The organism is Gluconacetobacter johannae, assembly GCF_014174305.1.
Lineage (GTDB): Bacteria > Pseudomonadota > Alphaproteobacteria > Acetobacterales > Acetobacteraceae > Gluconacetobacter > Gluconacetobacter johannae.
The window spans coordinates 23,600-48,825 of the sequence record NZ_JABEQH010000015.1 but is presented as its reverse complement, the minus strand read 5'-3'; the positions used below and the strand labels follow the sequence as shown (position 1 = coordinate 48,825).

The 25,226-nt window shown below is 61.8% G+C and carries 34 protein-coding genes; 23 read left to right on the top strand and 11 right to left on the bottom strand.

Going from position 1 to position 25,226, the window contains the following annotated elements; translation table 11 throughout:
* Window positions 1-91 precede the first annotated feature (91 nt).
* The 5 genes from HLH21_RS11715 to HLH21_RS11690 form a co-directional block, all read right to left on the bottom strand.
* Window positions 92-1,561 carry a zinc finger-like domain-containing protein gene (locus HLH21_RS11715; RefSeq protein WP_182943941.1) on the bottom strand — a complete coding sequence of 490 codons (1,470 nt, stop codon included), beginning with the start codon at window positions 1,559-1,561 and terminating at the stop codon, window positions 92-94.
* Window positions 1,562-1,998: 437 nt separating this feature from the next.
* Window positions 1,999-2,700 (bottom strand): HNH endonuclease signature motif containing protein, encoded by a 702-nt coding sequence (locus HLH21_RS11705; RefSeq protein WP_220789789.1) that lies wholly within the window; start codon window positions 2,698-2,700, stop codon window positions 1,999-2,001.
* Window positions 2,701-2,771: 71 nt separating this feature from the next.
* The gene (locus HLH21_RS11700) at window positions 2,772-3,611 is read right to left on the bottom strand and encodes a hypothetical protein (protein ID WP_182943939.1); all 840 of its coding nucleotides are present in this window, start codon (window positions 3,609-3,611) and stop codon (window positions 2,772-2,774) included.
* On the bottom strand, window positions 3,598-4,446 hold the full coding sequence (locus HLH21_RS17035) for a hypothetical protein (protein ID WP_182943938.1): 849 nt from the start codon (window positions 4,444-4,446) through the stop codon (window positions 3,598-3,600). The genes HLH21_RS11700 and HLH21_RS17035 overlap by 14 nt, the downstream gene beginning before the upstream one ends.
* Window positions 4,447-4,501: 55 nt before the next feature.
* Complete coding sequence (locus tag HLH21_RS11690; protein ID WP_182943937.1) at window positions 4,502-5,023, bottom strand: hypothetical protein; 522 nt, start codon at window positions 5,021-5,023, stop codon at window positions 4,502-4,504.
* Between the two features lie 496 nt (window positions 5,024-5,519).
* Between HLH21_RS11690 and HLH21_RS11685 the strand changes: the two genes are divergently transcribed.
* The 5 genes from HLH21_RS11685 (at window position 5,520) to HLH21_RS11665 (ending at window position 10,205) form a co-directional block, all read left to right on the top strand.
* On the top strand, window positions 5,520-6,722 hold the full coding sequence (locus tag HLH21_RS11685) for a DUF932 domain-containing protein (RefSeq protein ID WP_182943977.1): 1,203 nt from the start codon (window positions 5,520-5,522) through the stop codon (window positions 6,720-6,722).
* Between the two features lie 83 nt (window positions 6,723-6,805).
* Complete coding sequence (locus HLH21_RS11680) at window positions 6,806-7,246, top strand: hypothetical protein (protein WP_182943936.1); 441 nt, start codon at window positions 6,806-6,808, stop codon at window positions 7,244-7,246.
* Window positions 7,233-8,279, top strand: coding sequence for a DUF7146 domain-containing protein (locus tag HLH21_RS11675; RefSeq protein ID WP_182943935.1), 1,047 nt, complete (start codon window positions 7,233-7,235; stop codon window positions 8,277-8,279). The genes HLH21_RS11680 and HLH21_RS11675 overlap by 14 nt, the downstream gene beginning before the upstream one ends.
* A 324-nt stretch (window positions 8,280-8,603) precedes the next feature.
* Window positions 8,604-9,530 (top strand): DUF2493 domain-containing protein, encoded by a 927-nt coding sequence (locus HLH21_RS11670; RefSeq protein ID WP_182943934.1) that lies wholly within the window; start codon window positions 8,604-8,606, stop codon window positions 9,528-9,530.
* Window positions 9,531-9,662: 132 nt separating this feature from the next.
* A complete protein-coding gene (locus tag HLH21_RS11665; RefSeq protein WP_182943933.1) occupies window positions 9,663-10,205 on the top strand; it encodes a cupin domain-containing protein in 543 nt (180 codons plus the stop codon).
* Window positions 10,206-10,548: 343 nt separating this feature from the next.
* Here HLH21_RS11665 and HLH21_RS11660 read toward each other — a convergent pair whose 3' ends face one another.
* Both HLH21_RS11660 and HLH21_RS11655 read right to left on the bottom strand, forming a co-directional pair.
* On the bottom strand, window positions 10,549-11,157 hold the full coding sequence (locus tag HLH21_RS11660) for an FMN-dependent NADH-azoreductase (protein ID WP_182943932.1): 609 nt from the start codon (window positions 11,155-11,157) through the stop codon (window positions 10,549-10,551).
* 4 nt (window positions 11,158-11,161) lie between these two features.
* Window positions 11,162-11,596, bottom strand: a complete 435-nt coding sequence (locus tag HLH21_RS11655; protein WP_182943931.1) for a nuclear transport factor 2 family protein — start codon at window positions 11,594-11,596, stop codon at window positions 11,162-11,164.
* 115 nt (window positions 11,597-11,711) lie between these two features.
* Between HLH21_RS11655 and HLH21_RS11650 the strand changes: the two genes are divergently transcribed.
* Complete coding sequence (locus HLH21_RS11650; RefSeq protein ID WP_182943930.1) at window positions 11,712-12,107, top strand: winged helix-turn-helix transcriptional regulator; 396 nt, start codon at window positions 11,712-11,714, stop codon at window positions 12,105-12,107.
* Between the two features lie 136 nt (window positions 12,108-12,243).
* Here the strand turns inward: HLH21_RS11650 and HLH21_RS11645 are convergent, their stop codons facing one another.
* Window positions 12,244-13,248 (bottom strand): GlxA family transcriptional regulator, encoded by a 1,005-nt coding sequence (locus tag HLH21_RS11645; RefSeq protein ID WP_264811531.1) that lies wholly within the window; start codon window positions 13,246-13,248, stop codon window positions 12,244-12,246.
* A gap of 53 nt (window positions 13,249-13,301) precedes the next feature.
* Between HLH21_RS11645 and HLH21_RS11640 the strand changes: the two genes are divergently transcribed.
* Genes HLH21_RS11640 through HLH21_RS11630 form a run of 3 tightly spaced genes read left to right on the top strand, consistent with a single transcriptional unit; the run spans window position 13,302 to window position 14,780 of the window.
* Window positions 13,302-14,009, top strand: coding sequence for a DJ-1/PfpI family protein (locus HLH21_RS11640; RefSeq protein WP_182943929.1), 708 nt, complete (start codon window positions 13,302-13,304; stop codon window positions 14,007-14,009).
* Window positions 14,006-14,341, top strand: a complete 336-nt coding sequence (locus HLH21_RS11635; RefSeq protein WP_220789788.1) for a DUF3817 domain-containing protein — start codon at window positions 14,006-14,008, stop codon at window positions 14,339-14,341. The genes HLH21_RS11640 and HLH21_RS11635 overlap by 4 nt, the downstream gene beginning before the upstream one ends.
* Window positions 14,342-14,351: 10 nt before the next feature.
* Window positions 14,352-14,780 carry a CopD family protein gene (locus HLH21_RS11630; RefSeq protein WP_182943928.1) on the top strand — a complete coding sequence of 143 codons (429 nt, stop codon included), beginning with the start codon at window positions 14,352-14,354 and terminating at the stop codon, window positions 14,778-14,780.
* Window positions 14,781-15,338: 558 nt separating this feature from the next.
* On the opposite strand, the gene HLH21_RS11625 is transcribed toward HLH21_RS11630, so the two are convergent.
* The gene (locus tag HLH21_RS11625; protein ID WP_306414184.1) at window positions 15,339-16,142 is read right to left on the bottom strand and encodes a glutathione S-transferase family protein; all 804 of its coding nucleotides are present in this window, start codon (window positions 16,140-16,142) and stop codon (window positions 15,339-15,341) included.
* 563 nt (window positions 16,143-16,705) lie between these two features.
* On the opposite strand from HLH21_RS11625, the gene HLH21_RS11620 reads away from it, so the two are divergent.
* The 7 genes from HLH21_RS11620 (at window position 16,706) to HLH21_RS11595 (ending at window position 20,087) form a co-directional block, all read left to right on the top strand.
* Window positions 16,706-16,864: a hypothetical protein gene (locus HLH21_RS11620; protein ID WP_182943927.1), complete on the top strand. Its 159-nt coding sequence runs from the start codon at window positions 16,706-16,708 to the stop codon at window positions 16,862-16,864.
* 168 nt (window positions 16,865-17,032) lie between these two features.
* Window positions 17,033-17,512 (top strand): hypothetical protein, encoded by a 480-nt coding sequence (locus HLH21_RS11615; protein ID WP_182943926.1) that lies wholly within the window; start codon window positions 17,033-17,035, stop codon window positions 17,510-17,512.
* A gap of 555 nt (window positions 17,513-18,067) precedes the next feature.
* A complete protein-coding gene (locus HLH21_RS11610; RefSeq protein ID WP_182943925.1) occupies window positions 18,068-18,394 on the top strand; it encodes a DUF736 domain-containing protein in 327 nt (108 codons plus the stop codon).
* Between the two features lie 214 nt (window positions 18,395-18,608).
* Complete coding sequence (locus HLH21_RS11605; protein ID WP_182943924.1) at window positions 18,609-18,893, top strand: helix-turn-helix domain-containing protein; 285 nt, start codon at window positions 18,609-18,611, stop codon at window positions 18,891-18,893.
* An 11-nt stretch (window positions 18,894-18,904) separates the two neighbouring features.
* A complete protein-coding gene (locus tag HLH21_RS11600; RefSeq protein WP_182943923.1) occupies window positions 18,905-19,183 on the top strand; it encodes a DNA -binding domain-containing protein in 279 nt (92 codons plus the stop codon).
* Between the two features lie 132 nt (window positions 19,184-19,315).
* The gene (locus HLH21_RS16905; protein WP_246379639.1) at window positions 19,316-19,615 is read left to right on the top strand and encodes a transcriptional regulator domain-containing protein; all 300 of its coding nucleotides are present in this window, start codon (window positions 19,316-19,318) and stop codon (window positions 19,613-19,615) included.
* Window positions 19,578-20,087, top strand: coding sequence for a DUF2285 domain-containing protein (locus HLH21_RS11595; RefSeq protein WP_264811529.1), 510 nt, complete (start codon window positions 19,578-19,580; stop codon window positions 20,085-20,087). The genes HLH21_RS16905 and HLH21_RS11595 overlap by 38 nt, the downstream gene beginning before the upstream one ends.
* Before the next feature lie 144 nt (window positions 20,088-20,231).
* On the opposite strand, the gene HLH21_RS11590 is transcribed toward HLH21_RS11595, so the two are convergent.
* Both HLH21_RS11590 and HLH21_RS11585 read right to left on the bottom strand, forming a co-directional pair.
* A complete protein-coding gene (locus tag HLH21_RS11590; RefSeq protein WP_246379637.1) occupies window positions 20,232-20,699 on the bottom strand; it encodes an SRPBCC family protein in 468 nt (155 codons plus the stop codon).
* Window positions 20,686-21,027 carry an ArsR/SmtB family transcription factor gene (locus HLH21_RS11585; protein WP_182943920.1) on the bottom strand — a complete coding sequence of 114 codons (342 nt, stop codon included), beginning with the start codon at window positions 21,025-21,027 and terminating at the stop codon, window positions 20,686-20,688. The genes HLH21_RS11590 and HLH21_RS11585 overlap by 14 nt, the downstream gene beginning before the upstream one ends.
* A 245-nt stretch (window positions 21,028-21,272) precedes the next feature.
* Between HLH21_RS11585 and HLH21_RS11580 the strand changes: the two genes are divergently transcribed.
* The 7 genes from HLH21_RS11580 to HLH21_RS11555 are packed head-to-tail and all read left to right on the top strand — an operon-like array spanning window position 21,273 to window position 25,226.
* Window positions 21,273-21,557, top strand: a complete 285-nt coding sequence (locus tag HLH21_RS11580; RefSeq protein WP_182943919.1) for a helix-turn-helix transcriptional regulator — start codon at window positions 21,273-21,275, stop codon at window positions 21,555-21,557.
* Window positions 21,557-22,612, top strand: coding sequence for a replication initiator protein A (locus HLH21_RS11575; protein ID WP_182943918.1), 1,056 nt, complete (start codon window positions 21,557-21,559; stop codon window positions 22,610-22,612). Before HLH21_RS11580 ends, HLH21_RS11575 begins: the two co-directional genes overlap by 1 nt.
* Window positions 22,609-23,247: a ParA family partition ATPase gene (gene parA, locus HLH21_RS11570; RefSeq protein WP_182943917.1), complete on the top strand. Its 639-nt coding sequence runs from the start codon at window positions 22,609-22,611 to the stop codon at window positions 23,245-23,247. Before HLH21_RS11575 ends, parA begins: the two co-directional genes overlap by 4 nt.
* Entirely contained in the window at window positions 23,244-24,095 is an 852-nt protein-coding gene (locus tag HLH21_RS11565; RefSeq protein ID WP_246379636.1) for a DNA-methyltransferase, read from the top strand. The genes parA and HLH21_RS11565 overlap by 4 nt, the downstream gene beginning before the upstream one ends.
* A complete protein-coding gene (locus tag HLH21_RS17030; protein WP_246379634.1) occupies window positions 23,984-24,226 on the top strand; it encodes a ribbon-helix-helix protein in 243 nt (80 codons plus the stop codon). The genes HLH21_RS11565 and HLH21_RS17030 overlap by 112 nt, the downstream gene beginning before the upstream one ends.
* Window positions 24,223-24,687, top strand: coding sequence for a DUF2840 domain-containing protein (locus tag HLH21_RS11560; protein WP_182943916.1), 465 nt, complete (start codon window positions 24,223-24,225; stop codon window positions 24,685-24,687). The genes HLH21_RS17030 and HLH21_RS11560 overlap by 4 nt, the downstream gene beginning before the upstream one ends.
* A complete protein-coding gene (locus HLH21_RS11555) occupies window positions 24,684-25,226 on the top strand; it encodes a S26 family signal peptidase (RefSeq protein WP_182943915.1) in 543 nt (180 codons plus the stop codon). The genes HLH21_RS11560 and HLH21_RS11555 overlap by 4 nt, the downstream gene beginning before the upstream one ends.

The window sequence follows — 25,226 nt, the reverse complement described above, 5'->3', positions numbered from 1 at the left end:
GCCTTCAATCAGCATCGCGTCGTTACGTAAAGCGGTTATCAAGATCATTGAATAAGCACGCCGCAAACTTAAGCTTCATTTGAAGAGGACGCTAATTAGGAACCCAATATCGAACAATACCACTCCCGCCACAAGTGGGACATCGCATGCGCTCGTTTGAATATGGATTGACGCCGACGCCGTTGCCTGTGCCGTCGCAAGTGCCGCATTCACCTTCTTCCCAATACCCTACCTCATCGGCGAAGTCCGCATCTTCTTCAAGGTTGTCGTCATCTTCACCCGTCTGCTCCTCGCCTTCGTCGTCATAGTCATGCTCACCCTTCTCGCCGCCATAGCCGCAGGCTTCCATAAATTCCCACGCAGTGTACCAGTTTGATATAGCTTCGATTCGAAGGGCTGGGGCGTCGAGGCCGGACCCGTGAGCAATTCCGCGATACATTTCATCAAGATAACTAACATAAGCTTCTCGAAAGAGGCCAGTCGGGCGAAACCCAACATTATGCGTGTAGACGACCTCGCCAACTGAGGTCACGATTGCAGACCACAGAGGGGTGCACACTTCAGTCTCAATTGGGGTCTTAATACCTTCACGCAACGCACGTTGGCCAACGTCAACCAGACGCTCATGGAACCCCGATTGCGGGGCTTCCATAAAAGTCGAACGCTCGGTTTCTTTTAGCTGTGCGATCAATGTCGCTGCACGAGTTGGCGCAGCGGAGAAAAAAGGATTCACGGCGCAGACGAACAGTGTGTTCGCGTAGTAGGCTTCATATTCTGCCCAGCGTTTCCGCATAAAACAGAAGCCATTCAGTCCTTCGGCTTCCATGAGTTGCGAAGCATAGCTGCTAACGGCCGAAAGGTATCCAATTGTGGAATCTGATGGGTTCTCACCCGGAGATGCACTCTCGATCCAATTAGGAACATTGTGAAATGAAATAGCAGCACAACTCATGGCTTGATGCGAAAGAAGCCTATTGGCAGCCTGCTGGAAGGTCTCGTCGCTAGGCACAAACAATTCCAGAGATAATGTCTCAATGTCATCACCATCAAACTTTGGCTGGTAAACGATAATATTGCGCTCGTTAATCAGCAGATCGTATAAGTAGGCTTGGGTGGTTATCTTTGCGGCCAGCGGAGCAACCAATACGTTGATGATGTCCTTGCGGCCTGACAGTTCAAATGCCCCAGCTACATAGTTGCTATAAGCCAGAAGTTCGGAAAAGGCATTCCGTTCTGCTGGTCCTTTCACCTTCAATTCTAGGATGAATAGGCCAGATTCGTGCGTGCCGATAAGGTCTAATTCCATAGGTTTAGTATGGTCGGTTGGGAGTTTGACTTTACTCCCAGCGAATGTACCGTACCGAATTAACTTGTGCATTTGCTCAATGCGGCCCAACGCTTTGGCCTTTAGCACCTTCCAAAACTCAAATGAAACGTCAGAATCATCGAACGGCGTATTTCTTTGTGGTTCTTGAAGAAGGGTTGGGTCAGGCTCAACTATGACTGCTTCAAGGCCGATCCTGTAGAGATATTCGTGGACATCATCTTCTTTGAATATCATGAGGTTACTTTCTTCACGATGAAACTTTATGAAGTCTAGATTTCCTAGCCACTATACGGAAATTTAATGGCGATGTATAGTTGAAGGATGTATCGCTGTCAGCGAACCGCTGTTCGCCATCCACGATGGGAGATAGCAGCAAAGTTCCCTTAACCGCCGGTCTGCCACATGAATTTGAAGCAGATCGGCGAAAATCGCCGTCATGCCAGCCATGCTCGACACCTTCCCGCGAAACAACGGGATGGGCCGGTCGGCTGCCCAAAATGGGCCTATCGGTGTCGGTAACTCGTTGAGAACTTCTGGACCGCCTCAAGGAGTGGCGCGCTGTCGCAACCAGATACGAAAAAACAGCAACGTCGTTCCTCGCGGTCATCCACATCGCTGCCGCAGCAGATTGGATCAAGCCCTAACAGGCCCTGGTCATGCCGAACCATCGCTCAACCGACTGTTTGGGCGTAGTCCTCGAAGCTGGAAAAAGCCCTTAGCCCTTTAGCCGCGTTTGCCTTTGCTATGCGCGTTCGGCTGATCCTCCGTTGAAGATAGGTGCAGAGGGCGTCGAAATCCTCGATCGCCAGCATTCTCCAAGGCCCGCTGAAGTTCGCTTCAATATTCTTCGTAATAGCGCCATAGCTGAATTTTGTGTCGCGCGATTTATCGGCGCTTGCGAATTTATTATAGCGACTGATCAGGTACTGAATATACCGACTTGCTTTCAAATCGGCCCCTATGGTGCCTGCTGCCGGCTGTATTTTCACCGTTTTACGGGCGCTCTTCACATTGACGGTTGCAGCTATGATGGCGCCGGGACTGTCAATGACAACATTGCCGCTATTGTTGGTCACCTCGATACGCCGAAGGTCGCTGAGGAGTATCTTCGCGTAGAAGGCATCGGTAGCCTCTTCGGGCCGCCCCATTTCCTCCTCTCGAAGCCGCTTGATCTCCTCAAGCGCCTCTGCTGAATACACGTCGGGTTCGGCGTCCACCATCTTATGGTGCCGGCGGCACAGCAGAACCAGATTGGCGAAGCTCTGCCGTTCGTCCTCGCTCTGCGTGACGTCGAAGCGGGGGCCGCCCTCATTTCGCGCGCGGATATGGCATATTTCGCCGGTAATCGTTCCCACGGCTTCTACAATGGGCAAGGCGCACCCTGGAAAGGCGCAGAGGTTCCCCGACATCGCGAAGAGCCTTTTGACCGTCGTCTCCGATGGTCTCATTTCGCAAGCCCCGCGCCGGGAAACGGCTCGGCCGAGCTCATCGCCAGCTTGCCGGCAAGGTGCTGCATGAACGAACGTGTATTCTCGAAGATCTGGGCCGCACGCTCTTCATCGTACCGCTCAAGCGGGTGCATTGCGTGATTGCGCCAGGCGTTCTTGATGAAACGTAGATGGACGCCCGCTTCGGCCGCCCATTGCTCCTCATCCCGACCGTCGACTCTTCGCCGGACTTCGCGAAGCTTGCCCTCTATCGCTCCGAGGACGCTGTTCCAGTTCTCGCCCGACGGCACATCCAGATGCTTGGCCAACGCGGCCAGCCCCGACTCGAGCACGCGCATCAGGTGCATGACCGTGGCCGTCCAGCGCCCCAGCCCCCGGCACTTGCCAGCCTCGGCGATGTCGTAGGCGACATCCGGGAAAGCATCCTCGACCAGTTCACCGAAAAGAGGGTCGGTGGAGAAATATCGCGCGCTGGAGGCCGGAAAGGCAAACAGCAATCGGGCCTCCATCTCATCCTGAAAGGCCGAGGTCAGGATCGCCATCTCATCAGCGACCAGACTCAATCGATCGGGCGTCAGGGCGATGCAAAACGGTGCGACCTTGTCAAGGTTCTGCAACAGTCGGCCGGCGCTCGCCCGTCCGGCGGGCATGTCCAAGCCGTCCGCAATGGCAGCGAGCCGACGGCCGCACTCGCGCATCTCCACGAAACGCTGGATCTCCATTTGGCCCATGCCTCCATTCTCGATGAGTTGCCGCCGCATCATGACCAAATGCTTGTGCGATCCCGCCAAATAGGTGAGCGAGGTTAGAAGGTGGTGGACATCAATCCGGATCACGCGCGCCCCCTTCGGGGTTGGGGGCTTCAAAGGCGATCGCCGGACGGTACTGGATCATGAGTTTGATGTCGTTCTCGCCGCCGCAGACCTCGCACTTCCAGCCCCTGCCGTTCTCGATCTCGCTTCGCCACGGGAAGATCGACGTCTTGCATTCCGGGTTGGCGCACTTGACCTCAACCTGGTCCGGCTCGAAACGCGCCTTGCCCTCTCCGGCATCGAGCACCTTGTAGGTCGCGCCACATTCGAAGCACTTCGCATCGACCACAGCTTTCCCTTGCGGCATGCGCTTACGGATTGGGTGGCCGCATCTCATGCAGCCGAGCGATGCGAAGGTTCCCATCGTCGCGTTCCACACTGGCGATGCCAGCACGTCAGTCAGGTAGGCGGCGATCTCCTCGCAGCGCGCCCGAAATTTTACGGGATCGACCTTTGCGCCATGCTTGCGCTGTTTGATCGTGGGTATGTGGAGATAGCTGCCCAAGGCGTCATAGTGACGCTTGATCGTCCCCATGTTCAGGACGCGTTCGGTGCCCAGCGACTTCATCACATCCGGCGTCACGCCCAGAAACGGCTCAATCCCGAAGGCCAGGCTGCTGTCCTTGTCGGCATTAGGATCGATTTCGAGGAGGATGGCCATCACCTTGCGTGGTTGCCAGGTCTCGTATTCGGTGGGCGGAAACTCGTCCCTGTAGGCCAAGGCGCGATCATAGGTCAGCGACTCCATCGCCATGCGAAGTTCGAGCGCCGCATATTTCAAGCGCTCATCGGCCGCGGAAGTCAGTTCGTCTCTGGCGCGCGCCAGCTCGCGTCGGGCATCGTTACGATAATCGGTCATACTTGCCTACCCAGCCCTAAATGGGTGTGGCGGCGAACAGCACTCTGGATTTGTGTCACGCCACTCGTGCCGCTGATTGCTCGGCGTCGGCCTGCGGGCTGCCTTCGTTTCCGAGTGCAGCCAGGACATGGGCATGCACTTCACCGAGATTGATTAGCGTCACGATTTCGGGTGCTTCCTCAAGCGCCTTCTTCAGGAGTTCCATCTGGTCGGGTTCGTAGATGATGTGGTCGCCGTACGGCGGCCAGATCGCCATCAAGCGAGAAACAGGCTTCCTGTCGTGGGCGAAGGCGGACCAGCGGTCCGGTCGAGATACGACGGAATTCGCGGCGTCAAAGGTGAAGCCCGCGTCGATCAGCAGCTTCGCCATCCGGAACAGGCAAAGGTCGGGAACACTGAAACGCTTCCACTTCGCACGCGGGTTGGGATCGTCGTGGGTGTCAGTGCCCGGCTTGTGAAAGCCGGGTAACATTCCTGCACGGCCGCCCAATCCCCTCTTCAGATAAGAGCGCAATCCTTCGTATCCGACACCGACAATCTCGGCCGCCCGCGCTGTTGTTACGGTACGATGGGACATAGTGGCTCCAGAATCGGTCTTGTTCGCACCGAATATAGAGATACCAAAAACCGGTGTCAAAGGGACCGAATTAGCGCCGAAAGGAAACTGGACCGAGAGGGTCGCGGTCGAACTAACGGAGCATCCCGATTAGCGAGCACGACGACCATAAACCGCACCACGCCTCTTCGCCCATCGACCATGTCCTGAGCGAACTCCAACTCTATGGCTATGACCGCCAATTCGCCAACGTTGCTGGAAGGCTGTGCCGCTGAAGGAGGTAGCCGTTATGGAGATTATAACTTCCGAAGAAGAACTACCTGCCGCAATAAGCCGACGTACCGCTTTCCCCCCATGGCAGTCGTGATTTCCGGTAGGTGACGGGAATGCTGTGTTCCGGGATGAGGGGCTGGGTGTTTCTGGGGTTGGATGGGATCCCGCGTGGGAAGCGGTGATTAGAGGGAGAGGGTGGCTTCGCCTTTGGTGCCGAATAACCGGCTTCGAAGGAGAGTTTTCCATGACCACAACCACCATCCTGCCCCCTGCGTCCCGTGGCGCCGCGTCCGGCGGCTTTAAGATCGATCCTTCGCGTGGCAGCCGGAGCGCCCGCGTATCGTCCGAATGGTTCTCGCGTCCCGATGACGAGCGCTACCTGTCCCTGTCCGATTTGCACGCTGCCACACTGGCGCGGGCGAACCGGGCCACGGCCCGCACGGTGGAGAGCCGCGCCATTCGTGTGGCAGCATCCCGCGACAATGCCGAGCGCCTGACCCTGACCGTGCCGGGGCAGAATGAGCCGATTGCGCCCACGCACTGGTCGTTCGGCCAGATGTGCAGCCTGGTTGGTGCGCCTTCATCCTACCTGCGCAATCTTCCGGCTCCACTGGCGGCGATCAACCTGCAGCACGGGCTGCTGTCGCACCGCGCCGAACTGGTCAAAACGTTGGAGACTGAGGACGGGCGGATGGAACTGCGCGCCATCACCGGCCCCGATTACGGCCGCATCTGGGACCACGAACTGGTGGATGCGGTGCGGAAGATCGCCGGAGACGGCACGGGTGATACCAACTGGAAGGTGCCGGGTGTGATCGACTGGGCTACCATGACCCATAATCCCTATGTGGACATCACGAAGGAGACCACGACGCTCTACGCATCGGATCGCGATGTATTCCTGTTTTTGGTCGATGATACGCATCCGATCGAGGCGGGCCGCCTGCCCAATGGCGACCCCGATCTCTATTTCCGGGGCTTCTACGCCTGGAACTCGGAAGTCGGCAGCAAGAGTCTCGGCATCGCCTCCTTCTATCTGCGCGGAGTATGCCAGAACCGCATGTTGTGGGGCGTGGAAAATTTCGAACAGATCACGATCCGGCACAGCAAGTTTGCCGCCTCCCGTTTCGTGCATCAGGCCACGCCCGCGCTGCGGAATTTCGCCACGGCCAGTCCGGCCTCGTTCGTCTCCGGCATCCAGGCGTCACGTCGGGCGCTGGTCGCGAAAACAGACGAAGATCGCGAAAGCTTCCTGCGTCGTCGTGGGTTCTCGAAGCCGGAAACCGCGAAGATCATCGAAACCGTGCTGCACGAGGAAGGGCGCAAGCCCGAGAGCGTGTTCGATTTCGTGCAGGGGATTACGGCGCTGGCGCGGACGAAAGCCAATCAGGACACGCGGCTGGATCTGGAAGAGAAGGCCCGCAGGCTGATGGAGCGTGCGTCCTGAAAGCCGCTTTTCCATTTTTCCGTAAAGACGTTTTTACGAGCCCGGCCCCTGCGCCGGGCTTTTTCGTTTCGGGAGTTCTTCCGATGGCTGATTTCTTCACCCATTTTTCCTGCGTGCTCGATGTGGGCACGGTGGAAAACGCGGCCAAGGCGCTCGACCTCTACAATGAATTCATGGACGAACTGGCGGCGGAAGATCCACCGTCTGACGGTTTCATTCTGTCGATCGTGCCCGACTATGGCGGCACGAAGCTCTGGATGCACGATGAGACAACCGGCGATCCGCATCAGGTAGTGGAATTCGTGCTACGCTGTGCGCGAACATTCCGGTTGCGGGGCCGATGGGGATTCCAGTGGGCCAATACGGCGTCCCGTCCCCGGATCGGCGCGTTCAGCGGCGGCGCGCATCTGCTTGACCTTGGCAGGCGCAAGACGATTTCATGGATGACCACCGATCGCTGGCTGGCGATCGCCATGGACGGAGGCAATCCAGACACAGGAGGGCAAGGCGATGGCCTCGCATGATGCAGGCGATCTCGCCCGTCGTCTGGCGGAGAACGCGGAGGCGGTGTGCCGGCGCTATCTTTCCACCGGTCGCCGTCACGGCAATTACTGGCTGGTCGGTGACGTACGCAACACGCCCGGCCGGTCGCTGTTCGTGCGGTTGCGCGACACCACGAACGGCAGGGCGGGAAAATGGACCGACGCGCAATCGGGTGAGCATGGCGACCTGCTCGACGTGATCCGCGAAAGCCTCGGTCTGGTGGATTTCCGTGACGTGGCGGACGAGGCGCGCGCCTTCCTTAGCCTGCCGCATCCCGATCCGGCACCTTCTTCAAGGGATCGTCCCGCGCAGGAACGCGGCCCCGCCAGTTCTTCCGAAGCGGCTCGACGGCTCTGGGCCATGTCCGCGCCGATCGCGGGGACATCCGTAGAAGCGTATCTCCGTAGACGCGACATTACGCTTTTGCATGGAACCGGAGCCCTGCGCTTCCATCCACGCTGCTTTTACCGCCCGGACGAGGACAGTCCGACCGAGACCTGGCCCGCGATGATCGCCGCCGTCACCGACCTCGAGGGCACGCTGACCGGTGTGCATCGCACCTGGCTGGCGGCGGAAGGGCGCGGCAAGGCGCCGGTCGATCATCCGCGCCGCGCCCTGGGGGGCCTGCTCGGCCATGCCGTGCGCTTCGGGGTGGCATCCGATGTGCTCGCCGCCGGGGAAGGCATCGAGACGGTGCTGTCGCTGCGGCAGGTTCTACCCGATCTGCCGCTGGCCGCCTGCCTGTCTTCGGCGCATCTCGCTTCCCTGATCTTTCCGCCGCTGCTGCGCCGTCTCTACGTCCTGCGCGATGACGATCCGGCCGGGGATCAGGCGCTGGCGACGCTGCACGCCCGCGCGGATGACGCCGGGATCAAGCTGATCGGTCTGTCGCCACGGCTGGGCGATTTCAACGACGATCTTCGCGCCCTCGGACGCGGGGCGCTGCGGGCGATCCTGCATCCGCAACTCGCGCCATCGGACGTGGCACGGTTTCTGGAGACGGCCGGCACCTGAGCGGGCCGGAAAGAGGGGCGGGCGGTTTCCGTTTTCGTCTGGCGGCCCTGTTCTGCCTCCCGTCCGGCAGGTTCGCGCCCCGGCCTTTCTGGAGGGGAGCGGGCGTCAGCCGGGCCGGGCCTTCAATGGCGGGACCGGCTATTTTCCGCCGCGCGGGCTTCGCCGCGCGCTTTGCATCGCGAAGCAAAATAGCCGGCCCCCTGCCATCCTTCGCTGTGCTGCGGCCGCGCGCGAGCGCGCGGTTCCGGCCCGTCCCTGGTCTGCCGCTATCCGCCCCCGGAAAGGCCGCGAAGGGCGCGGCCGGAGACCTGGGAGGACCGCATCATGACCCGCACGACCGACGATTTCGAACCGCCGCATGCCGCTTCATCCACCGCCCACGTGCTGGCCGAACTCCAGATGTATGGCTACCGTCCCTTCGAAGCCGAGCCCGATCCGCGGCCATTGCCCGAAGCGCATCGCATCGGGGGCGCGGTGGCCGATATCTTCGACGCCATCGCCGCGACGCTGACCGACATGCGGCTGGAACCCGACCTCGAGGCGCTGCTTTGGTCCGCTGTCAACATCTTCCACCGCATGGTTGGCCAGGTCGAACGTGAGCTGGACCGCAACGAGCAGGTGCAGAAGCGCAGTCAGCAGGAACAGGATGGCAGCGAGATCCGCTCGGTGGAACTGGAGCGGCTGATCGCCGAAGGGCTGACCCTGATCGAGCGCCGCAACGCCTACGAGATCTTCCGTGACGAGGCGCAGGAGCAGTTCGAGCGCCTGACCCTGAGCGCGTGGCGCCCAAAGGTCGGTTCATTGGTGTCACGCCGCACCATGACAGCCTCCATGATCGACAGCCGCGACTTCCTCAATGCCCGCCGTAAGGCCGAGGGCGAACTGCTGGTCCCGCCCGGCCCCAAGGTGGTCGTGACCGGCGGTCTCGATTTCGACGACCATATTCTGATCTGGGATCGGCTCGACAGGGTCCGGGCCAAGCATCCCGACATGGTGCTGCTGCACGGCGGCTCGCCCAAGGGGGCGGAATTCATCGCCTCACGCTGGGCCGATCACCGCGAGATCGTGCAGATCGCCTTCAAGCCGGACTGGACCAAGCATGCCAAGGCAGCCCCCTTCCGCCGCAACGATGCGATGCTCGACACCCTGCCGATCGGCGTCATCGTCTTTCCCGGAACCGGCATCCAGGAGAACCTGGCCGACAAGGCGAAGCGCCTCGGTATCCCGGTCCTACGGTTTGGAGGCGGATGACCGGTCCCGCTTCCATCCCGACATAGGGTGCAGCGACTTGCATTTTCGATAGCAGACATCAAAAGTGGTGATCACGGCGCGCATGCCGGAAAAGCAGCCCGCGCTTGTCTGGTGCGGATATGAGAGAACGACATGACCGAGAAGGCGCCTACGATCGTCAACATGCACACGGCGCCGGAAATCGCGGCAGACGTGCCCGCCGCCTGGACGCATTTCCGGCGCGCGCTGACACCTGCGATGAGGAGTGCGGGGCCGGGGCGTTTCGGGATGGGTCGTCTCGGCATGGGCGCCGCACGGGTACCTCCAGGCTACAGCGCGTGTCCAGCGCACACGCACCTTCAGGCCGACGAGATCTTCGTCGTGCTCGAAGGGCAAGGTCTATTTCGCTATGGCGATCGCGTACATGAGATCGGCCCCGGAGACTGCATTTCCTGTCCGGCCGACACGGGAATCGCCCACCAGATCGCCAACCCCGCGACCCCGGACGGCACGGGCGACCTGGTCTATCTGGCGATCGGCGCCGAGCCGCCCGCGGACGTCTGCACCTATCCCGACAGCGGCGCGCTCGTGATCGATGGCCTCGATCGCCACGGTTTCCTGCGCGAAGCCGATTATTATGAAGGGCAGCCACAACCTACGCCGCTTCTGACATGCGGCCGCGACGCACCCGTCTGATTGGGGCGCGCGGGTTTGGCCCTCGGGTGGAGTCCGGTTCGGGCCGCGTCAGGAACGCATGGACGCCTCAGGCAGGGTCGCTGCAAAGTTGCTTGAGATGGCAAGGCAGCAACGCAACGGACCTGGCGTGAAAAAAATTTAGACTAAGGAACCGGCCGCCTCACGGCAGCTTCCGTCCTCAGCTCCGACGACACTAGATGACCTCCACGATTCCCAACGCGGACATCATAGTACAGGGCTTATGTCCCCAGAAATTTGACGATCATCTCGGAGATTAGCGGCCCGGTAGTCGATAAACACCCGTGTTCGTAGAAACAGGCCTCGCCATTCGACAGGACATTCGCTAAAGCGCGAGATCTTCGAGCGTTTCCTTGGCCTTCGACACAGCGCCGGATGATAGAGCAGGGATGTTCATACCCTCGACACGAACAGCTTGCACATCCGTAATGCCAATGAACCCGAGGACCTGACGCAGGTATGGTTCGACATAGTCCCAGGGACGCCACGGACCGTCTGTAAAGACGCCCCCAGAAGAGATGATCAGGATCGCCCTCGTCCCTTTTGCCAGGCCGAGCACGCCGTTCTCGGCGTACTGGAATGTTCGACCTGGCCGAACGACCAGATCAATCCACGCTTTCAGGGCCGAGGGAATACCGAAGTTCCACATCGGCGTCGCAATCACTAGAAGGTCGGACGCCAGAAGTTCATCGGTCAGGTGATCGGAAAGATGGGCGGCCTCTTTCGGTCGCTTCGCCTCAGGAGGATCTGCGGTCGAGATGGCTCGCAGCGTCCTCTCGTCCAGGTGCGGCAAATGCTCGCGTGTCAGGTCGCGACGCACAAGTTTTGCCGAAGGATAAAGTGCCCCAAGCCGTGTGCCGAGTGCCTCAGCCACTGCCCGGCTTGCCGAGTCCTGCCCGCGCGGACTGATCTCGATCATGAGAATCTGTTTCATGGCTTCATGCTCCCTGTTTTGCTGTCAGGGCGTTCCAGGCCGCGAGCGAGTCCATGTAATCCCGCCAGTGCGCGATCTTGCGGTTTTCGATTTTGACGATCGAACAGAATCGATTGTCGTAGCGCACGCCAGTGGCAAGAATCATGCCGTGGACTTCGTACTCGATGACCATCACTTCGCCGTCCGTCCGGTGACACACCAGATTGTCGGCAGAATGCAACGCAATGGCGCCGACATATCCTTCGAACGCCGCCATAAGGGCACGTTGCCCTGTGATGATACGCGGCCAGCCTGGTACTTCGTAGAGCACCTCGTAAATGGTATCGTCGGTGAGGACATCGAAGAAATGTTCGCCCTCGACGAGATCGCCTAGCGCTTTGCGAACGAGATCGAAATAGGGCGCGGCAGGTTGGTAGGCCGCGTATTCTGGATTTGGCATCTGGATCTCTCCATGGCTCGCGATGTTGCTTACCGGGTGAGAGCTACATATAAATCGGAAGCCTGTTACGAAGAAGAGGGCACTCTTATATTAGTCACTTACGTGGAGGTAAGTAATGGGAAAGCCTCATAAGACAAAACAACTGGACCCTGCGGCGGTCTGCCGCAGTTCAGATCCGATGGCGGTTCGGGAATTGTTGACGAAAATCGGCGACAAATGGACAATATTCATTGTGTTGTCGCTCGATATTCTGGGCGGTCGCGCCCGGTTTTCAGAGCTGGAGCGGGCGGTTCCCGGCATCTCGCAACGGATGCTCTCCTCGACGCTGCGGACGCTCGAACGCGATGGAATGGTGATCCGGGAGGTTTTTCCCGAGGTACCGCCCCGCGTCGAATACGAGATGACGCCCTTGGGAAAAGGTCTGCTACGCCCGACACAGGGGCTGGTCGACTGGGCCAAGGAAAACTGGGAACAGGTGCGGAAAGCGCAATCGCAATACGACGAACGATAGGCCCGGTTCGGGTAGTACATGTCATCTTTTACCTCATTCTTGCCATTCAGATCCCAATTTTTGCTCCCGAAAGCTGCTGTTCATAAAATATTCAAGCCGCCGATCTGGCCTACCACAGAGGACATCAAGGTGACGTCTATGCCGTCTGGGTCTGAAAACGGCGCCGATAGGCGATGGGACTGATGCCCACGATCCGCCGGAAACGGCTGCGGAAGGTAATGGGCGATTCAAAACCGACTTGGCGGGCGACCTCTTCGATTGGTGCGGGCGTGATCTCGAGTAATTCCTGCGCTGCCCGGACGCGCGCGGCCAGCAGCCACTGAACCGGTGATGAACCGGTCTGATCACGGAAATGCCGCGCGAAACTGCGTTCGCTCATGCCGGCACGGTCCGCCAGCATGCGCACGTCCAGGGACCGATCGAGATTGGCGAGAATCCAGTCCAATGTCGCGGCAAGACCCGCCGTTGTGCGCGGTGGCGCCTGACGAATGAACTGGGCCTGTCCGCCATCGCGAATGAGGGGTGCGACGGCGAGACGCGCGGCATCGGCGGCCACGGCCTCGCCATGATCCAGCCGCACGAGATGCAGGCACATGTCCAGCCCAGCGGACGCACCGGCGGATGTCACCAGCCTGCCTTCGTCGACGAATAACGCATCAGGCTCTATGCATGCCGTTGGATATTGCCGGGCAAGCTCGGCGGCAGCGATCCAGTGTGTCGTGGCGCGTCTGCCGTCGAGAAGCCCGGCGGCCCCGAGCAGGAACGCGCCCGAGCAGATCGACACGATTCGTGCCCCGGCTTTCCAGGCAGCGCGCAGGCTTGCGAGAACCGCAGGCGACATGTCTCTTTCCACGTCGTCGATACCGGGGACCACGACTGTGTCGGCGGATCGGATGTCCGCCAGCGTTCCGGGTGCCCTCAACGTGAAATTCCTGGTCTGTATGGCGCCGCGCCGCCCGCAGACGCATACCGCGTAGGCTGGCGCGCCGTCGGGCGCACGGACGCGACCGAAGACTTCACAGGGGATGCTGAGATCAAACGGCACGACCCCGTCGAACGCCAGTATCGCGACCTTGTGCATCCTGTCCCCTGCGTCTTCGACGTTTGGCCGAATATGATCGATGGTTGTCTTTTCTGCCACTCACACGTCCTGGCTGCCAGGGCTAAACTCACGGGTGCAAGCAGGAGACATTCATGGCCGATACCAACCCCGCACCCGATCCGCTCGAAATCGGCATCATCCTCTATCCGGGCTTCACCCTGCTGGATCTTGCCGGACCGCAATCGGCGCTCGGGCTTCATGGTCGGACGCAGTTCTTCGCGCGGACTCTCGATCCCGTCGTCTCCGACACTGGTGCGGCAGTCGTCCCGACAGCGACATTCACGCATTTTGAGGGGCGGCTCGACGTCCTGCTCGTGCCTGGTGGCTTCGGAACCAATGACGCCATGCGCGACGAGGCATTGCGTGCCTTCCTGGTGCGCGTAGCGCCTTCGGCCGGCTATCTCTGCTCGGTGTGTTCGGGTTCACTGATCCTCGGAACGGCGGGTCTGCTCGCAAACCGCCGGGCAACGACGCACTGGACACTCTTCGAGGCGCTTGAAGCCGTTGGCGCCGTGCCGATCCATGAACGCGTGGTGAATGACGGGAACATCTGGACAGGTGGAGGCGTCACGGCGGGCATCGATTTTGGCCTGAAGCTGCTCGCCGAACTCAGGAGCGAGGATGTCGCGAAGCTGACCCAACTGATGATGGAATATGACCCCGAACCACCCTTCGCGACGGGCAATCCGCAGGCCGCCGGACCGGCCCTCGTTTCAGCCGCATATGCGGCGATGGGCGAAGGGACAATCCGTGAGACCGTATCGATCGCAGCCGCGCGCGCTGCCGAGATGCGCGCATGACGCTTCCTGTTGACGAGAGCGAGGAATGTCGCCAGCTCGGTCGGATGCGGGCGGCCTCGCTCCTGGAGGGCATGACCCTGGTGCTGCTTGTCGGCATCGCGGTGCCGCTGAAGCACCTTGCCGATTTCCCCGTCGCGGTGCGGATCATGGGGCCGGTTCATGGTCTCGCCTTCACCCTCTATGTCTGGATGCTGGTCCAGACGCTGGCCAGTGGACGTTGGACCAGGGCGGAGGCGGTCCGGATGCTTGCCGTCGCCTTCATTCCATTCGGGGCATTTGCCAATGAGCGGCTGCTTGCGCGTCGGCAGCGCGCCCTGGCGTCTTCTGTCTGAAAGGTCGGTGATGGCCTATCTCTGGCTGAAAGCGATTCACGTCTCCGCAGCGGTCATATGGATAAGCGGGCTCCTGATCTCCGCTCTGACGCTGGCGACCACGGCGCTGGGCGGCAATCGTCCCGTGACGAAAGAAAGAACCGCGATAGTGGCGGCCATGCGGCGCTGGGATCGCAGCGTTACCGCGCCCGCCATGATCCTGGTCTGGGCCGTGGGGCTCGCCCTCGCCACGATGGGCGACTGGTTTCCACAGCGATGGCTCCTGATAAAGCTCGGGGTCGTTCTCGCTCTTTCCATGCTCCACGGGCTGCTGTCGGGCAGCCTCCGAAAGGCTGCAATTGGCCAAGGCAAACGCGGCGCAAACCTGGGATATGCTCCGTGGCTTGTCGTGCTCGCTATGAGCACGATCGTCATCTTGGTGGTCCTGAAGCCATTCTGACTCCATACGGGGCATGACTGATGACGACATCATGGCCAAAGCGGCCATTCAGGGAGCCTGTTGTCCGAATTTTATATATTTTCCACCGAATCCAGACTTTCGGCTCTCCCTGCTATGCCGCCTGTCTGAGATGCGTGGCACGGACTGGAAAATATGCCCGCAACGTCGTCATTAGTTGGCCGCTCGGCATGCCGCCTAAACGCCCGGCAGTAGCCCAAGCGGTAGCCGGGCCAGAAATGACCGGAACACGACGGCGAACAGCAGGACGGATGCCATGGTTGTCCACGGCTCTGCCACAGCCCGGTATACTTCGCGCCCGTTATCCGAAGGCCGTGGTGTCGTCGCACGGTAATCAGCTTCCAGGCTACCTTGGTAAAGCAGCCGGTCCTGGAAGAACGTGCGGTCCATTGGACGTCGGTCGCGTCGCTCCCAAATTCATTACCGGAGTGAAGGCTTCCGCATGACCGTTAAGCGGGCGGGGCCTTTCGCAAAAATGCCCTGCATGAGTGCGTTGTGAAACGCCCGAGCACCTTTGTCTGGAGACAAACCCTTATAAAATTAGGACCCCATGGGAATATAGCCTGGCAGGGCTTCAATCTGCGCCATCCATGCGCGGATCGCACCATATGGTTCCAGGTCGATCCCTCCTTCCGGGGCGAGCGCAATATAAGGATAGGCCGCACAGTCGGCGATGCTGGGCCCGCGCAGGGCCAGCCAGTCGCGATCCGTGAGGTGCGTATTGATCGTCGCCAGGACGTGCGCCGAGAGCCGCACAGCCTGATCGTAATTCAATTGATACCCGAATTTGCGCACCAGCCGCGCATCGGCCGGACCATGCTGGATCTCATTGGCGCTGACCGAAAGCCATTGCGTGATCTGGGCCCGCGACAGCGGGTCGGGCGGACACCATTCCGGTTCTGCGTATCTTTCCGCCAGATAGACCAGGATCGCCTGGGAATCCCAGAGGACGACTGCGCCGTCCTGTAGTACCGGCACCTGCTGCCACGGATTCAACGCCGTGAACGCGGATTGTTTGTGCTCGCCTCCGGCCAGGTCCACCTCCAGGATCTTCAGCGGAATGCCGGCAAGCGATGCGAACAGGCGGACTTTGTAGCAGTTTCCGGATGGCCCGCAATTATACAGCACACACTGTGCCATGACGTGCTCCCCTGTTGCTCTGGATCGTGTTCCAGCCTCTGTCAGAGGAGAATAGGACGTACCGACCAGTTGCAAAAGTGCTTCCGGAATCGGCTCTTTTGTCACGCTGTCAAATGTGCGTCGTAAAGCGCCCTCTAGCCAAGCCTTCAAGGCCTGTTCCCGGAATGCAGCCGCCTGGGCGGACTGTGGCGTGTATCCGGTCAAGGACAAGGACGTGGTCCGCTACAGTCCCACTGCCGACCTCGGACCACGTGCAGCGTGCCATCATCAGGCATGAAAGCGCCCTTTCTATACGCCGTTATAAAAGACATCTTTCCTCGTGGGCTGCCGGACCTCGCCTGGGTGTTGCACAAGGAAGATGCACCTCAAAGCGCCGCCTTCACGATAGCACGCGGTGCTTTCAATCGCTATGCGATTGGCGACTATAGAAGTCGCATTTTGTCCGAACGGCATTGCGGATGACACGTTCATCTGCGCCGACCCTGAACGCTCTACCAACGCGACTGGCCTGGGCAGGTTTCTGCCCCGCGTGGCGAAGAGGGGCCGTCTCTTCAGACTTCCCATCCTACCATGCGTGGCCGAACCGCGTCGTGGACGGGCGGTGCCCCCAATTTTGCCGAACGCAAGAGCGCGCTGCTTTCCTTGCCCCGTTCAACAAAATCGGCTCCCCCACCCACCGGCAAGCCGGTCGCCCAAGGGCGATCCACGACCCGGCCCGTCCCCGCATGACCCGTCTGTCCTGTCTTCAAAACGAAAGGAGCAGGACAATGACCACGCTGTACGACACCATCCAGCAACTGCGCGCCGAACTCACCAGCTTCCATCTCACCCGCCGGGAGCGGGCGGCGATCGAGGCCGAACTCGCGGCGGCGATTGCCCGGCAGGCGGAACGCGACCGGGCTGCCGACGAGGAGGCTCCCGCATGACGCGGGAGCTTTCTGACCTTTGGGCGTGCGGCCCCGCCTGTGGGCTTGTGTTCTCTCCGTTGCCGTAACTTCCTGATGGAATCTTGCGCTCAAAGCGTCTATATTAGTCGTGCGCTGGGGAGGTAGTGGAAAGCGCGATCATCCAATCCTGTACAACGGAGATCGCAGATGGTTATCTTCGCGCCCTTCATCCTCCTGTCCGCTCTCGGTCTTTTCTGCTGGCTGATCTTCGTGGTCGCCGTTTACGCGCTGCCCTTCTATGTCGGGCTCAACGCCTTCTTCGGCGGCCTGCATACCGGCGCGGGTTATCCCGGCGCGATCCTGATCGGCATCGTCGCCGGCGCGGCGACGCAGGCTGCCGGGCAAATGGCGTTTGCGATGGTGCCCATCGTCTGGTTCAGGATGGCACTCGGCTTGCTCTACACCATTCCCGCCGTTATCGCCGGCTACTGCGCCATGCTCGACGTATCGCAGCTCTGCGTCCCGTCCTCTTTCTGGCGGCACATCTTCGCCGTGATCGGCGCGGCCCTTGTCGGTGGCACGGCCTGGGTGCGGATCGGCGCGGAACTCCCGCCGGCGACGCCGGCTCATGCCGAGGATGGCACGCTCCCCGGTCGCGCGCTGATCGATCCGACCGGACAGGCATAGGCCGCGCTTCCCTGTTCCGGCCGTCATGGAGGCGATCGGGGCATCAAGGCCCCGGATCATCCGGCGTGATCCTGACCGGGAACGCGGCCGCTCGGCTGGGAGAGTTTCTGCCACCGCCCCAGTTCCATCCTTCCGGCGCTAAGACAGCAGCAACCGGCGCATTACCCTGGTGTCGCCTTCGTCAAAAGACGGGATCGCGCAGCGTCCTGCCGGAATCGCATGGAGCCTGGCCTGTCTCTTCGCGCGACCTGACGGGGGAACACGCCGGTCAGCCACATTTCTCCCGGAGATGCTGTGAGGCAACGACCACCCCGTCCTCTCCTGGCCTGATCTGCCCGAGGTCGGCTTCGCCTCGATCGCCCTGGGGCAACGCCGTCGTCAGGACTTTCTTCCCCTGGCGCCAGGGCGCCATTCCTCGCGAGGCAAGAAAGTCCTGCCGCCGCCGTCCTGCGCGGTGCTCCGGCCCGCAAGCGGGTGCCCGGTCGCTCGCCCTCGGGCGGACGATCGCCATCGAGGTCGCGGTGGTCGCCGCCCGATAACAGCAGGAGAAGTCACATGGCCAACATCGGTTCCTTCAAGAAGGTCGGCAACGAGATCCAGGGCGAGATCGTCACCCTGTCCCTCCAGACGAAGAACGTCCGCTTCGTCGCCGAAGCCAACCGGAGCAACGACAATGCGCCCAGCCACCGGGTCTTCGTCGGCCGGATCGAAATCGGGGCAGCGTGGAAGAAGACCTCCAACGAGGGCCGCGACTATCTCTCGGTCAAGCTGGACGATCCGAGCTTCAACGCGCCGATCTACGCCAACCTGTTCCGGGACGAGGATGGCGAGGATTACAGCCTGATCTGGTCCCGGCCCAACGGGCGGCGCAACGGGGAGTGAGCCGCCTCGGCCCCGCCCGGCTCTCCGGGCGGGGTTTTCTCTCCCTCAAGGGACGTCGGTGGGTTCCAGCAAGGAACGGCACCGATCTCGGCGAGGACCAGCCGACCGATTCGGAACGCGGCACGCCTTGAAAAAATACGCTTGAACTGCCTTTAAGCGACTAATATAGTCGTATTTCTGGTGTGCGCCCGTTTCTTGTCGGATGTGATCGTGGATGATCACTGGCCGACAGGTAAGGGCGGCGCGGGCACTCCTGAACTGGACGCAGGAACGGCTCGCCGAAGAGGCCCTTGTAGCATTGACCGCGCTGAAGCGTCTCGAATCCGAGCGCGGGCTCGGTGTCCATGAGGGCACGATCGACCAGGTCCGCCGCGCACTGGAGGCGGCGGGCATCCTGTTCATCGAGTCCGGACAAGGGCGCGGCGTCATGTTTCTTAACGAGACTTCCGGCACCGAAACGCGGCAGGGTAGGGTGCGTCGCGTTCGTTCCTCGACCTGATCGGCTCTCCCATGCAGAAGCCCCCACTCGACCCGCCCGTCGCCGACAGCGCTCCGGAAGCGTCCTGTCTCACCGGCTATGACGAACAGCATCTGATCACCTATCTCCGCCTGCTGGACGCCGAGGCTGGCGGTGCCGACTGGCGCGAGGTCGCCCGGATCGTGCTCCACCGCGACCCGGCGGCCGATCCCGATGGTGTCCACCGCTGCTGGCACAGCCATCTGGCGCGGGCGCACTGGATGACCGAGCATGGCTACCAGCATCTCCTGCGGGGCGGCGCACCTCACTGACATCCGGGATCGTTGCGCAGCGCGCAAGACCTGTTGCATCGCCGGGGCGTAGCGGGCGCCGGGATGGGCTGGCATACTCTCGCGAGCAAGTGCTTGCCCTGCTCCCACCCGTTACGCAATGGAGACGACGCCATGAGCCGCGCCACCTGGCGGTCGGCGGGCGCGTATGAGGGCCTGCGGTCGCTCGACGCCCCTGCCTTTGCCTTGCAGTTTGTCAGCCGTAATCGTGACTTCATGCGCGAGCGGGCGACGCTTCAGCGCGCTCTGCGCCGGGGCGTCCTGATGCAGCCGGATGCCGAGGCGTTCGCCCGGCGCTGGGGGTTGCGATTTCGAAAGTGTGCGCACTGCCTTGAACCCGCGCTCTGCCTTATGGACCGCTGCGGTGCTGCCGGGCGTGATCGCGCTGGCGGATCTTCCGGCCGGTCTGGCTGACCCGGATCACCCACCGCTCGCCTCCGTGTTCATCGGAGTGTCAGCAGATCAGACGGGTGACGTGCTGATCCAGCGTTCAGGTGCTCTTCTCCGCCTGCATGTTGTGGCGGCCGGCATGGATATGCCGTCTGTCGTCTTGCCGTTCGACGCGCTGTTCGAAGTGCGCGTCCAGGCTGCTTTACGGCTCTGGCGTGCGATGACAGGCAGGCGCCCTGGCCCCAATCCGGCTACCCTGTCGTCCGAACGGACCAGACGGCTGATCCTTGCGCTCCGTGCTCTGGACGGTCGGGCAGAGGGGGCTTCTTACCGTGATTTGGCCTGCATTCTGCCCGGTGGGATCGATCTGTCAGATCGATCCTGGATCTCGCATGACGCGCGTGATCGCATCAAGCGGTTGGTGCAACTCGGGCAGGGAATGGTAAGGGGCGGCTATCGGCGCCTGTTGTTGCATCCTTATAGAGGACGGGTGTAGCGATCGTCGCCCAAACATCTGCACCCGTGGGCAGCGGCCTATCCGCTATCGGGACAAATCTGCCCGATAGCGGTCGGTTACCTTGAGGCCGCTGGTTCACGGTTACTCTTTTTGTCGAGGGCAGCGAGCCGTCGCAGCTTTAGTTCAGATCTGCGCGGCAAGTTCCTCCAACTGGGTCAGGCAGGTGCCCCATCCCTGGAAGAACCCCATTTCTTCGTGCTTCGCCCGATCCTGCGCGTTCTTGTGGCGTACGAGGGCGCGATAACGCGTGCCGCCGGGCACTGGCTCCATCGTGATCTCCGCCGTCATGAAGGCTTCGGCATTCGGTCGGAACTGCGGGCCCAGACCGTCAGTCCAGACCAGACGCCGCTCCGGCTCAACCACAAGGATACACCCCGGCTTTTCAGGAAAAACCACGCCCTCCGGCGACCGCATCACCACATTGAACGCGCCGCCCGGCACAAGGTCGATTTCGGCCTTGGCCACGCCATATGGCCGTGGCGCGAACCATTGCTTCAGTAGGTCCGGTTCCGTCCAGGCACGCCACAGTTGGGCCGGGCTGGCCTTGACCGTGCGTTCGAGAACGAGGTCGAGTTGGTCATTCATGTCCATGGGCATTGTCCTGTTCAGCCAGTGTTTCGACGAAAGAATCCAGCCGATCCAGGCGGGATTCCCAAATGCGACGCTCCCGTTCGAGCCAGCCTTGCGCAATCGTGAGCGCATCGGGACGCAGTTGGCACATGCGCACGCGCCCCATTTTGCGGGAGACGACGATCTCGCTCTCTTCCAGCACGCGGACATGTTTCATGAAGCTGGGCAGCGCCATGCTATGGCGTTGCGCCAGATCGCCGACGCTGGCCGGGCCATGAGCAAGCTGCGCAATGACCGCGCGACGGGTGCTATCCGACAGGGAATGAAAGATGCGATCAAGATGAGCCATATGGCTAACTAATCCTATCCTGAGCCTCTCGTCAAGAAAGTAATCCAATTAGCTAAGTTTTAGGTTCAGAACCGGACTGGCGCTGATCGAAGCGACTGACAATCGCTGGCGACGGCGATGCCATCACCAGGGCGATCTCGTTGCCCAGCGACATCGCCCTATGTCCGTCTTCCCCAATCCACAACCGTGATCCACGTCGGCCGCATTTGTCCCGCGGCCCCAGACAGCGATCACGGAGCCACCTCATGTCCGCCAATTACAGCGATCTGCCGCCGCGCTATCTGCGCACGCCCGATGCCTCGCGCTTCGTCGGACTGTCCATTCGCACGCTGGAAAAACACCGGATTTACGGCACCGGCCCGCGTTACTCGAAGCTCGGCGGCCGCGTGGTCTATCGGGTCGATGAGTTGCAGGCCTGGGTCGAGAGCGGGGCACGCGCCCATACCTCCGACACGACCGCCGGCACGGTGTCCGCCGCCGCGCGGCAAAGCCCGCTGATCCCGCCGACGCCACGCGGGAGTCGCCGCTGATGCCTCCGCCCGGCAGAGCACGCTCCGAGCGCGAGCAATTGGAACTCTTCCACGCTATCGCGGGAGATTTTGTTCCTCGTGATGCACAGGATCTGATGGCGTTCCCGTTCTTCAGCCTCGCCAAATCCCCTCGCATGGTCCCGATCGATTACCGGACCCAGGACGTCACCATCCGGGTCGAGGCGTCAGCCGAACATGGCATGGCCACGATCTGGGATGCTGACGTGCTGATCTGGGCCGCCAGCCATCTCGTTGCCGCACGCGACGCCGGTCGGCGCACGTCGCGGCTGATGGTTGCCAGCCCGAGAGAGATCCTGACCTTCATCGGCCGGGGAGACAGCGCGCGGGACTATGAGCGGCTGGAAGCGGCGTTCGACCGGCTGCAATCCACCACGATCAAGACCTCGCTCCGGCAGACCGGGAAGGGGCAACTGCACCGCTTCTCCTGGATCAACGAATGGAAGCGGCACACCGCGCGGGAAGGGCGCACCCGCGTGATCGAGCTAATCCTGCCCGACTGGTTCTACCAGGCGGTTCTCGATGACGCGCTCGTGCTGACCATCGACCCGGCCTATTTTGGCTTCACAGGCGGCCTGGAGCGCTGGCTCTATCGCATTGTGCGCAAGCATGGCGGTCGCCAGCGTGCGGGCTGGGCCTTCGGCCTGCGCCATCTCTACGAAAAATCCGCCAGTCTTTCCCCATATCGCCGCTTTGCCTTCGAACTGCGTGAGATGGCGAAGCGTCAGCCTTTTCCGGGCTATCGGCTGTCGGTGCGCCTCGACCGCAATGGCAATGACACGCTGGCCTTCGCGCCTGTCAAATTATCCACAGGCTCCTGTGGACAAACTGTGAATTCATCCGTGCTATCAGTTGTGGATTTATCCGTGCCATCACTGCCACGGCATCCGTGCTATCGTTTGCGGAAAACGCCGAATCACGGCATTGAATCAAACGGTTATGACGCCCTTAACTTAGAATCTAACTTAAAAGAGTCTAACTTTAAGGATGTTGGCACCCCCGCCGATCCGTGGAAAACCCCCGGAGAGGGGCGGTGATCGTGGCCTTCCTCAACCAGAAGGGCGGCGTCGGCAAGACGACGCTGGCGCTGCATCTCGCGGGTCAATGGGCTCGGGAAGGCCGGCGCGTGACGGTCATCGATGCCGACCCGCAGGGCTCGGCGCTGGATTGGTCGGCGCAGCGGGCGCGGGAGGGACTGCCACGGCTGTTCGGCGTGATCGGGCTGGCGCGCGATACGCTGCACCACGAGGCGCCGGCACTGGCTCAGGGGGTGGGTCACGTCGTCATCGATGGTCCTCCTCGGGTGGCGGCGCTGCTGCGCTCCGCCCTGCTGGCCGCCGATCTGGTGCTGATCCCGGCGCAACCCTCGCCGTTCGACGGCTGGGCCTCGGCCGAGATGCTGAGACTGCTGGAGGAGGCGCGGTTCTTCCGTCCCGGCCTGCTGGCCCGCTTCGTGCTCAACCGTTGCGCCGCGCGCACGGTCATTGCCCGCGAGACCCGGCTGGCGCTGGCCGGGCATGAACCGGCGGCATTGTCGGCCCGGATCGGCCAGCGGGTCGCTTTCGCCGATGCTGCACGTTCCGGCCGCCTGGTCAGTGACCTACGACCGCAGGGGATCGCAGCCCGTGAAATCGCCGCTCTGACGACCGAGATCGGGGGGCTGGTATCATGACCCTCCTGACCGGCGACAGCGCGCTCCTGATGCCCTGGCACGGCCCCTACGACATGATCCTGGTCGATCCCCCCTATGGCGATACGTCGCTCGCCTGGGACCGGCGCATGGTGGACTGGCCCGGCAAGGCACTCGCCGCCCTGAAACCGAGCGGCTCGCTCTGGGTCTTCGGCTCCTTGCGGAGCTTTCTCGCATCCAGCGCGGCATTTCGGAATGCGGGCTGGAAGTATGCTCAGGAACTGGTCTGGGAGAAGCAGAACGGTTCCAGCTTCCATGCCGATCGCTTCCGGCGCGTGCATGAACTGATCGTCCAGTTCTATCGCGACGATACGCCCTGGCGTGCCGTCTACAACGCGGTTCCGACCACGTCCGACGCGCGGGCGCGCACGGTGCGGCGGAAACATCGGCCGCCGCATATGGGCCAGATCGACGCCGGTCATTACGTCAGCGAGGATGGCGGCCCGCGCCTGATGCGCTCCATAATTCCGGTCCGCAATACGCATGGCCGCGCCATCCATCCGACCGAGAAACCGGTGGCCCTGCTGGAGATCCTGATCCGCACGAGCTGCCCGCCGGGTGGCCTGGTGGGCGACTGGTTCGCTGGCTCTGGTGCCGTAGGCGTCGCCTGCCGGTTGACCGGCCGGCGTTATGTCGGCTGCGAGATCGATCCCGTCATGGCGCAGAAAGCGCGCGACCGTATCGCGTCCGTGCTGCCGCTCGGCGAAGGAATTTCGCCATGTCAGGGCGTCGCACGTTGCCCGGCTTCGCGTCGCGTCCCGCCGACCCGGAACGCTGGGTCAAGGCGCCGGACAAGCATGCGACCACCAACCGTTTTACAGCCCGGCTGACCATCGACGTCACGCCGGCGCTGCGCGCGCGGCTCAAGGTCGCGGCGTTCCAGCGCGGCATCACGGTTGCCGACATGCTGCGCGCCCTGCTGGCCCGCGAGTTCCCCGATACTTCTGGAGATGTGCCATGAACGACACCCTCGCTCATGTCGAACTGACCTGGATCGAGAAGCGCATCGAACACTGGATCCGCTTCGGTCGTGTCGCCCATGAGCAGATTCTCGATCGTCGTCGGCGGATACTGAGTTTTCCGCCGGACGCCGTGTTCGCCTTCCTGCGCTGGGCGGCGAACGATTACGGCACGGTGGTATCCTGCATCGACATCGTGCGCGTCACCGCTCCCGGCGAGTCCTATCAGACGGTGCCGTTCGTGCGGCCTGGTGGCGAAAGCCTGCTGCGCCAGAGCGGTTGGCCGAAGGTCCGCCTGGTGCTCGAAGCTGTCGATCGTATCGAAGCTATCGGCATCGACCCCGTCGACGTCGCGCCCGACCATTGGCGGCATCTGCACAATCGGATGCTCGCCGGGCAGGCGCCACGCCCCTACACACGCGATCGCCATCATGCCTGGCTGCGCCGGAGGGCGGTGTCATGAGCCGGCTTGGTTGGTTCCTCACCACCTATGTCGCGGTGATGGCGATCGTGCTTGGCGCCGTGTTCCGTCCTACGCCGTGGTTGATCTGGAATGCCACCGCCAGCACGCCGGTCGGGCTGTATCGCCTGCAATCGGTGCGCGGATTGCATGTCGGCGACCTGATCGCGATCCGGCCGCCAGCCGACATGGCCGCGCTGCTGGCGCGCGGTGGCTATCTGCCGCTCGGTGTGCCGCTGCTCAAGCCGGTCGCGGCACTGCCGGGACAACTGGTCTGCCGGGTCGGCGCCATCGTGTCGGTTGACGGCAAGCCGCTCGGCGATGCGTTGGCTCGCGATCATCGCGGCCGTCCGCTGCCGGTCTGGCAGGGCTGCCGGCACGTCCTGCCCGGCCAGATCTTCGTCATGAATCCGGCAGTCCCGACCAGTCTCGACGGCCGCTATTTCGGCGTCCTGCCGGTCGATGCGGTGCTCGGCCATGCCCAGCCGCTGTGGCTCGCGCCGTCACCGATTCCTCCCAACCTCAACCAGAAACGAGGCTGA

Excerpts from the sequence above, each read along its gene's own strand:
- HLH21_RS11715 (WP_182943941.1), bottom strand. The coding sequence starts at position 1,561 with ATGATATTCAAAGAAGATGATGTCCACGAATATCTCTACAGGATCGGC.
- HLH21_RS17035 (WP_182943938.1), bottom strand. The coding sequence starts at position 4,446 with ATGACCGATTATCGTAACGATGCCCGACGCGAGCTGGCGCGCGCCAGA.
- HLH21_RS11690 (WP_182943937.1), bottom strand. The coding sequence starts at position 5,023 with ATGTCCCATCGTACCGTAACAACAGCGCGGGCGGCCGAGATTGTCGGT.
- HLH21_RS11685 (WP_182943977.1), top strand. The coding sequence starts at position 5,520 with ATGACCACAACCACCATCCTGCCCCCTGCGTCCCGTGGCGCCGCGTCC.
- HLH21_RS11680 (WP_182943936.1), top strand. The coding sequence starts at position 6,806 with ATGGCTGATTTCTTCACCCATTTTTCCTGCGTGCTCGATGTGGGCACG.
- HLH21_RS11675 (WP_182943935.1), top strand. The coding sequence starts at position 7,233 with ATGGCCTCGCATGATGCAGGCGATCTCGCCCGTCGTCTGGCGGAGAAC.
- HLH21_RS11670 (WP_182943934.1), top strand. The coding sequence starts at position 8,604 with ATGACCCGCACGACCGACGATTTCGAACCGCCGCATGCCGCTTCATCC.
- HLH21_RS11665 (WP_182943933.1), top strand. The coding sequence starts at position 9,663 with ATGACCGAGAAGGCGCCTACGATCGTCAACATGCACACGGCGCCGGAA.
- HLH21_RS11660 (WP_182943932.1), bottom strand. The coding sequence starts at position 11,157 with ATGAAACAGATTCTCATGATCGAGATCAGTCCGCGCGGGCAGGACTCG.
- HLH21_RS11655 (WP_182943931.1), bottom strand. The coding sequence starts at position 11,596 with ATGCCAAATCCAGAATACGCGGCCTACCAACCTGCCGCGCCCTATTTC.
- HLH21_RS11650 (WP_182943930.1), top strand. The coding sequence starts at position 11,712 with ATGGGAAAGCCTCATAAGACAAAACAACTGGACCCTGCGGCGGTCTGC.
- HLH21_RS11640 (WP_182943929.1), top strand. The coding sequence starts at position 13,302 with ATGGCCGATACCAACCCCGCACCCGATCCGCTCGAAATCGGCATCATC.
- HLH21_RS11635 (WP_220789788.1), top strand. The coding sequence starts at position 14,006 with ATGACGCTTCCTGTTGACGAGAGCGAGGAATGTCGCCAGCTCGGTCGG.
- HLH21_RS11630 (WP_182943928.1), top strand. The coding sequence starts at position 14,352 with ATGGCCTATCTCTGGCTGAAAGCGATTCACGTCTCCGCAGCGGTCATA.
- HLH21_RS11620 (WP_182943927.1), top strand. The coding sequence starts at position 16,706 with ATGACCACGCTGTACGACACCATCCAGCAACTGCGCGCCGAACTCACC.
- HLH21_RS11615 (WP_182943926.1), top strand. The coding sequence starts at position 17,033 with ATGGTTATCTTCGCGCCCTTCATCCTCCTGTCCGCTCTCGGTCTTTTC.
- HLH21_RS11610 (WP_182943925.1), top strand. The coding sequence starts at position 18,068 with ATGGCCAACATCGGTTCCTTCAAGAAGGTCGGCAACGAGATCCAGGGC.
- HLH21_RS11605 (WP_182943924.1), top strand. The coding sequence starts at position 18,609 with ATGATCACTGGCCGACAGGTAAGGGCGGCGCGGGCACTCCTGAACTGG.
- HLH21_RS11600 (WP_182943923.1), top strand. The coding sequence starts at position 18,905 with ATGCAGAAGCCCCCACTCGACCCGCCCGTCGCCGACAGCGCTCCGGAA.
- HLH21_RS16905 (WP_246379639.1), top strand. The coding sequence starts at position 19,316 with ATGAGCCGCGCCACCTGGCGGTCGGCGGGCGCGTATGAGGGCCTGCGG.
- HLH21_RS11590 (WP_246379637.1), bottom strand. The coding sequence starts at position 20,699 with ATGGACATGAATGACCAACTCGACCTCGTTCTCGAACGCACGGTCAAG.
- HLH21_RS11585 (WP_182943920.1), bottom strand. The coding sequence starts at position 21,027 with ATGGCTCATCTTGATCGCATCTTTCATTCCCTGTCGGATAGCACCCGT.
- HLH21_RS11580 (WP_182943919.1), top strand. The coding sequence starts at position 21,273 with ATGTCCGCCAATTACAGCGATCTGCCGCCGCGCTATCTGCGCACGCCC.
- HLH21_RS11575 (WP_182943918.1), top strand. The coding sequence starts at position 21,557 with ATGCCTCCGCCCGGCAGAGCACGCTCCGAGCGCGAGCAATTGGAACTC.
- HLH21_RS11565 (WP_246379636.1), top strand. The coding sequence starts at position 23,244 with ATGACCCTCCTGACCGGCGACAGCGCGCTCCTGATGCCCTGGCACGGC.
- HLH21_RS17030 (WP_246379634.1), top strand. The coding sequence starts at position 23,984 with ATGTCAGGGCGTCGCACGTTGCCCGGCTTCGCGTCGCGTCCCGCCGAC.
- HLH21_RS11560 (WP_182943916.1), top strand. The coding sequence starts at position 24,223 with ATGAACGACACCCTCGCTCATGTCGAACTGACCTGGATCGAGAAGCGC.
- HLH21_RS11555 (WP_182943915.1), top strand. The coding sequence starts at position 24,684 with ATGAGCCGGCTTGGTTGGTTCCTCACCACCTATGTCGCGGTGATGGCG.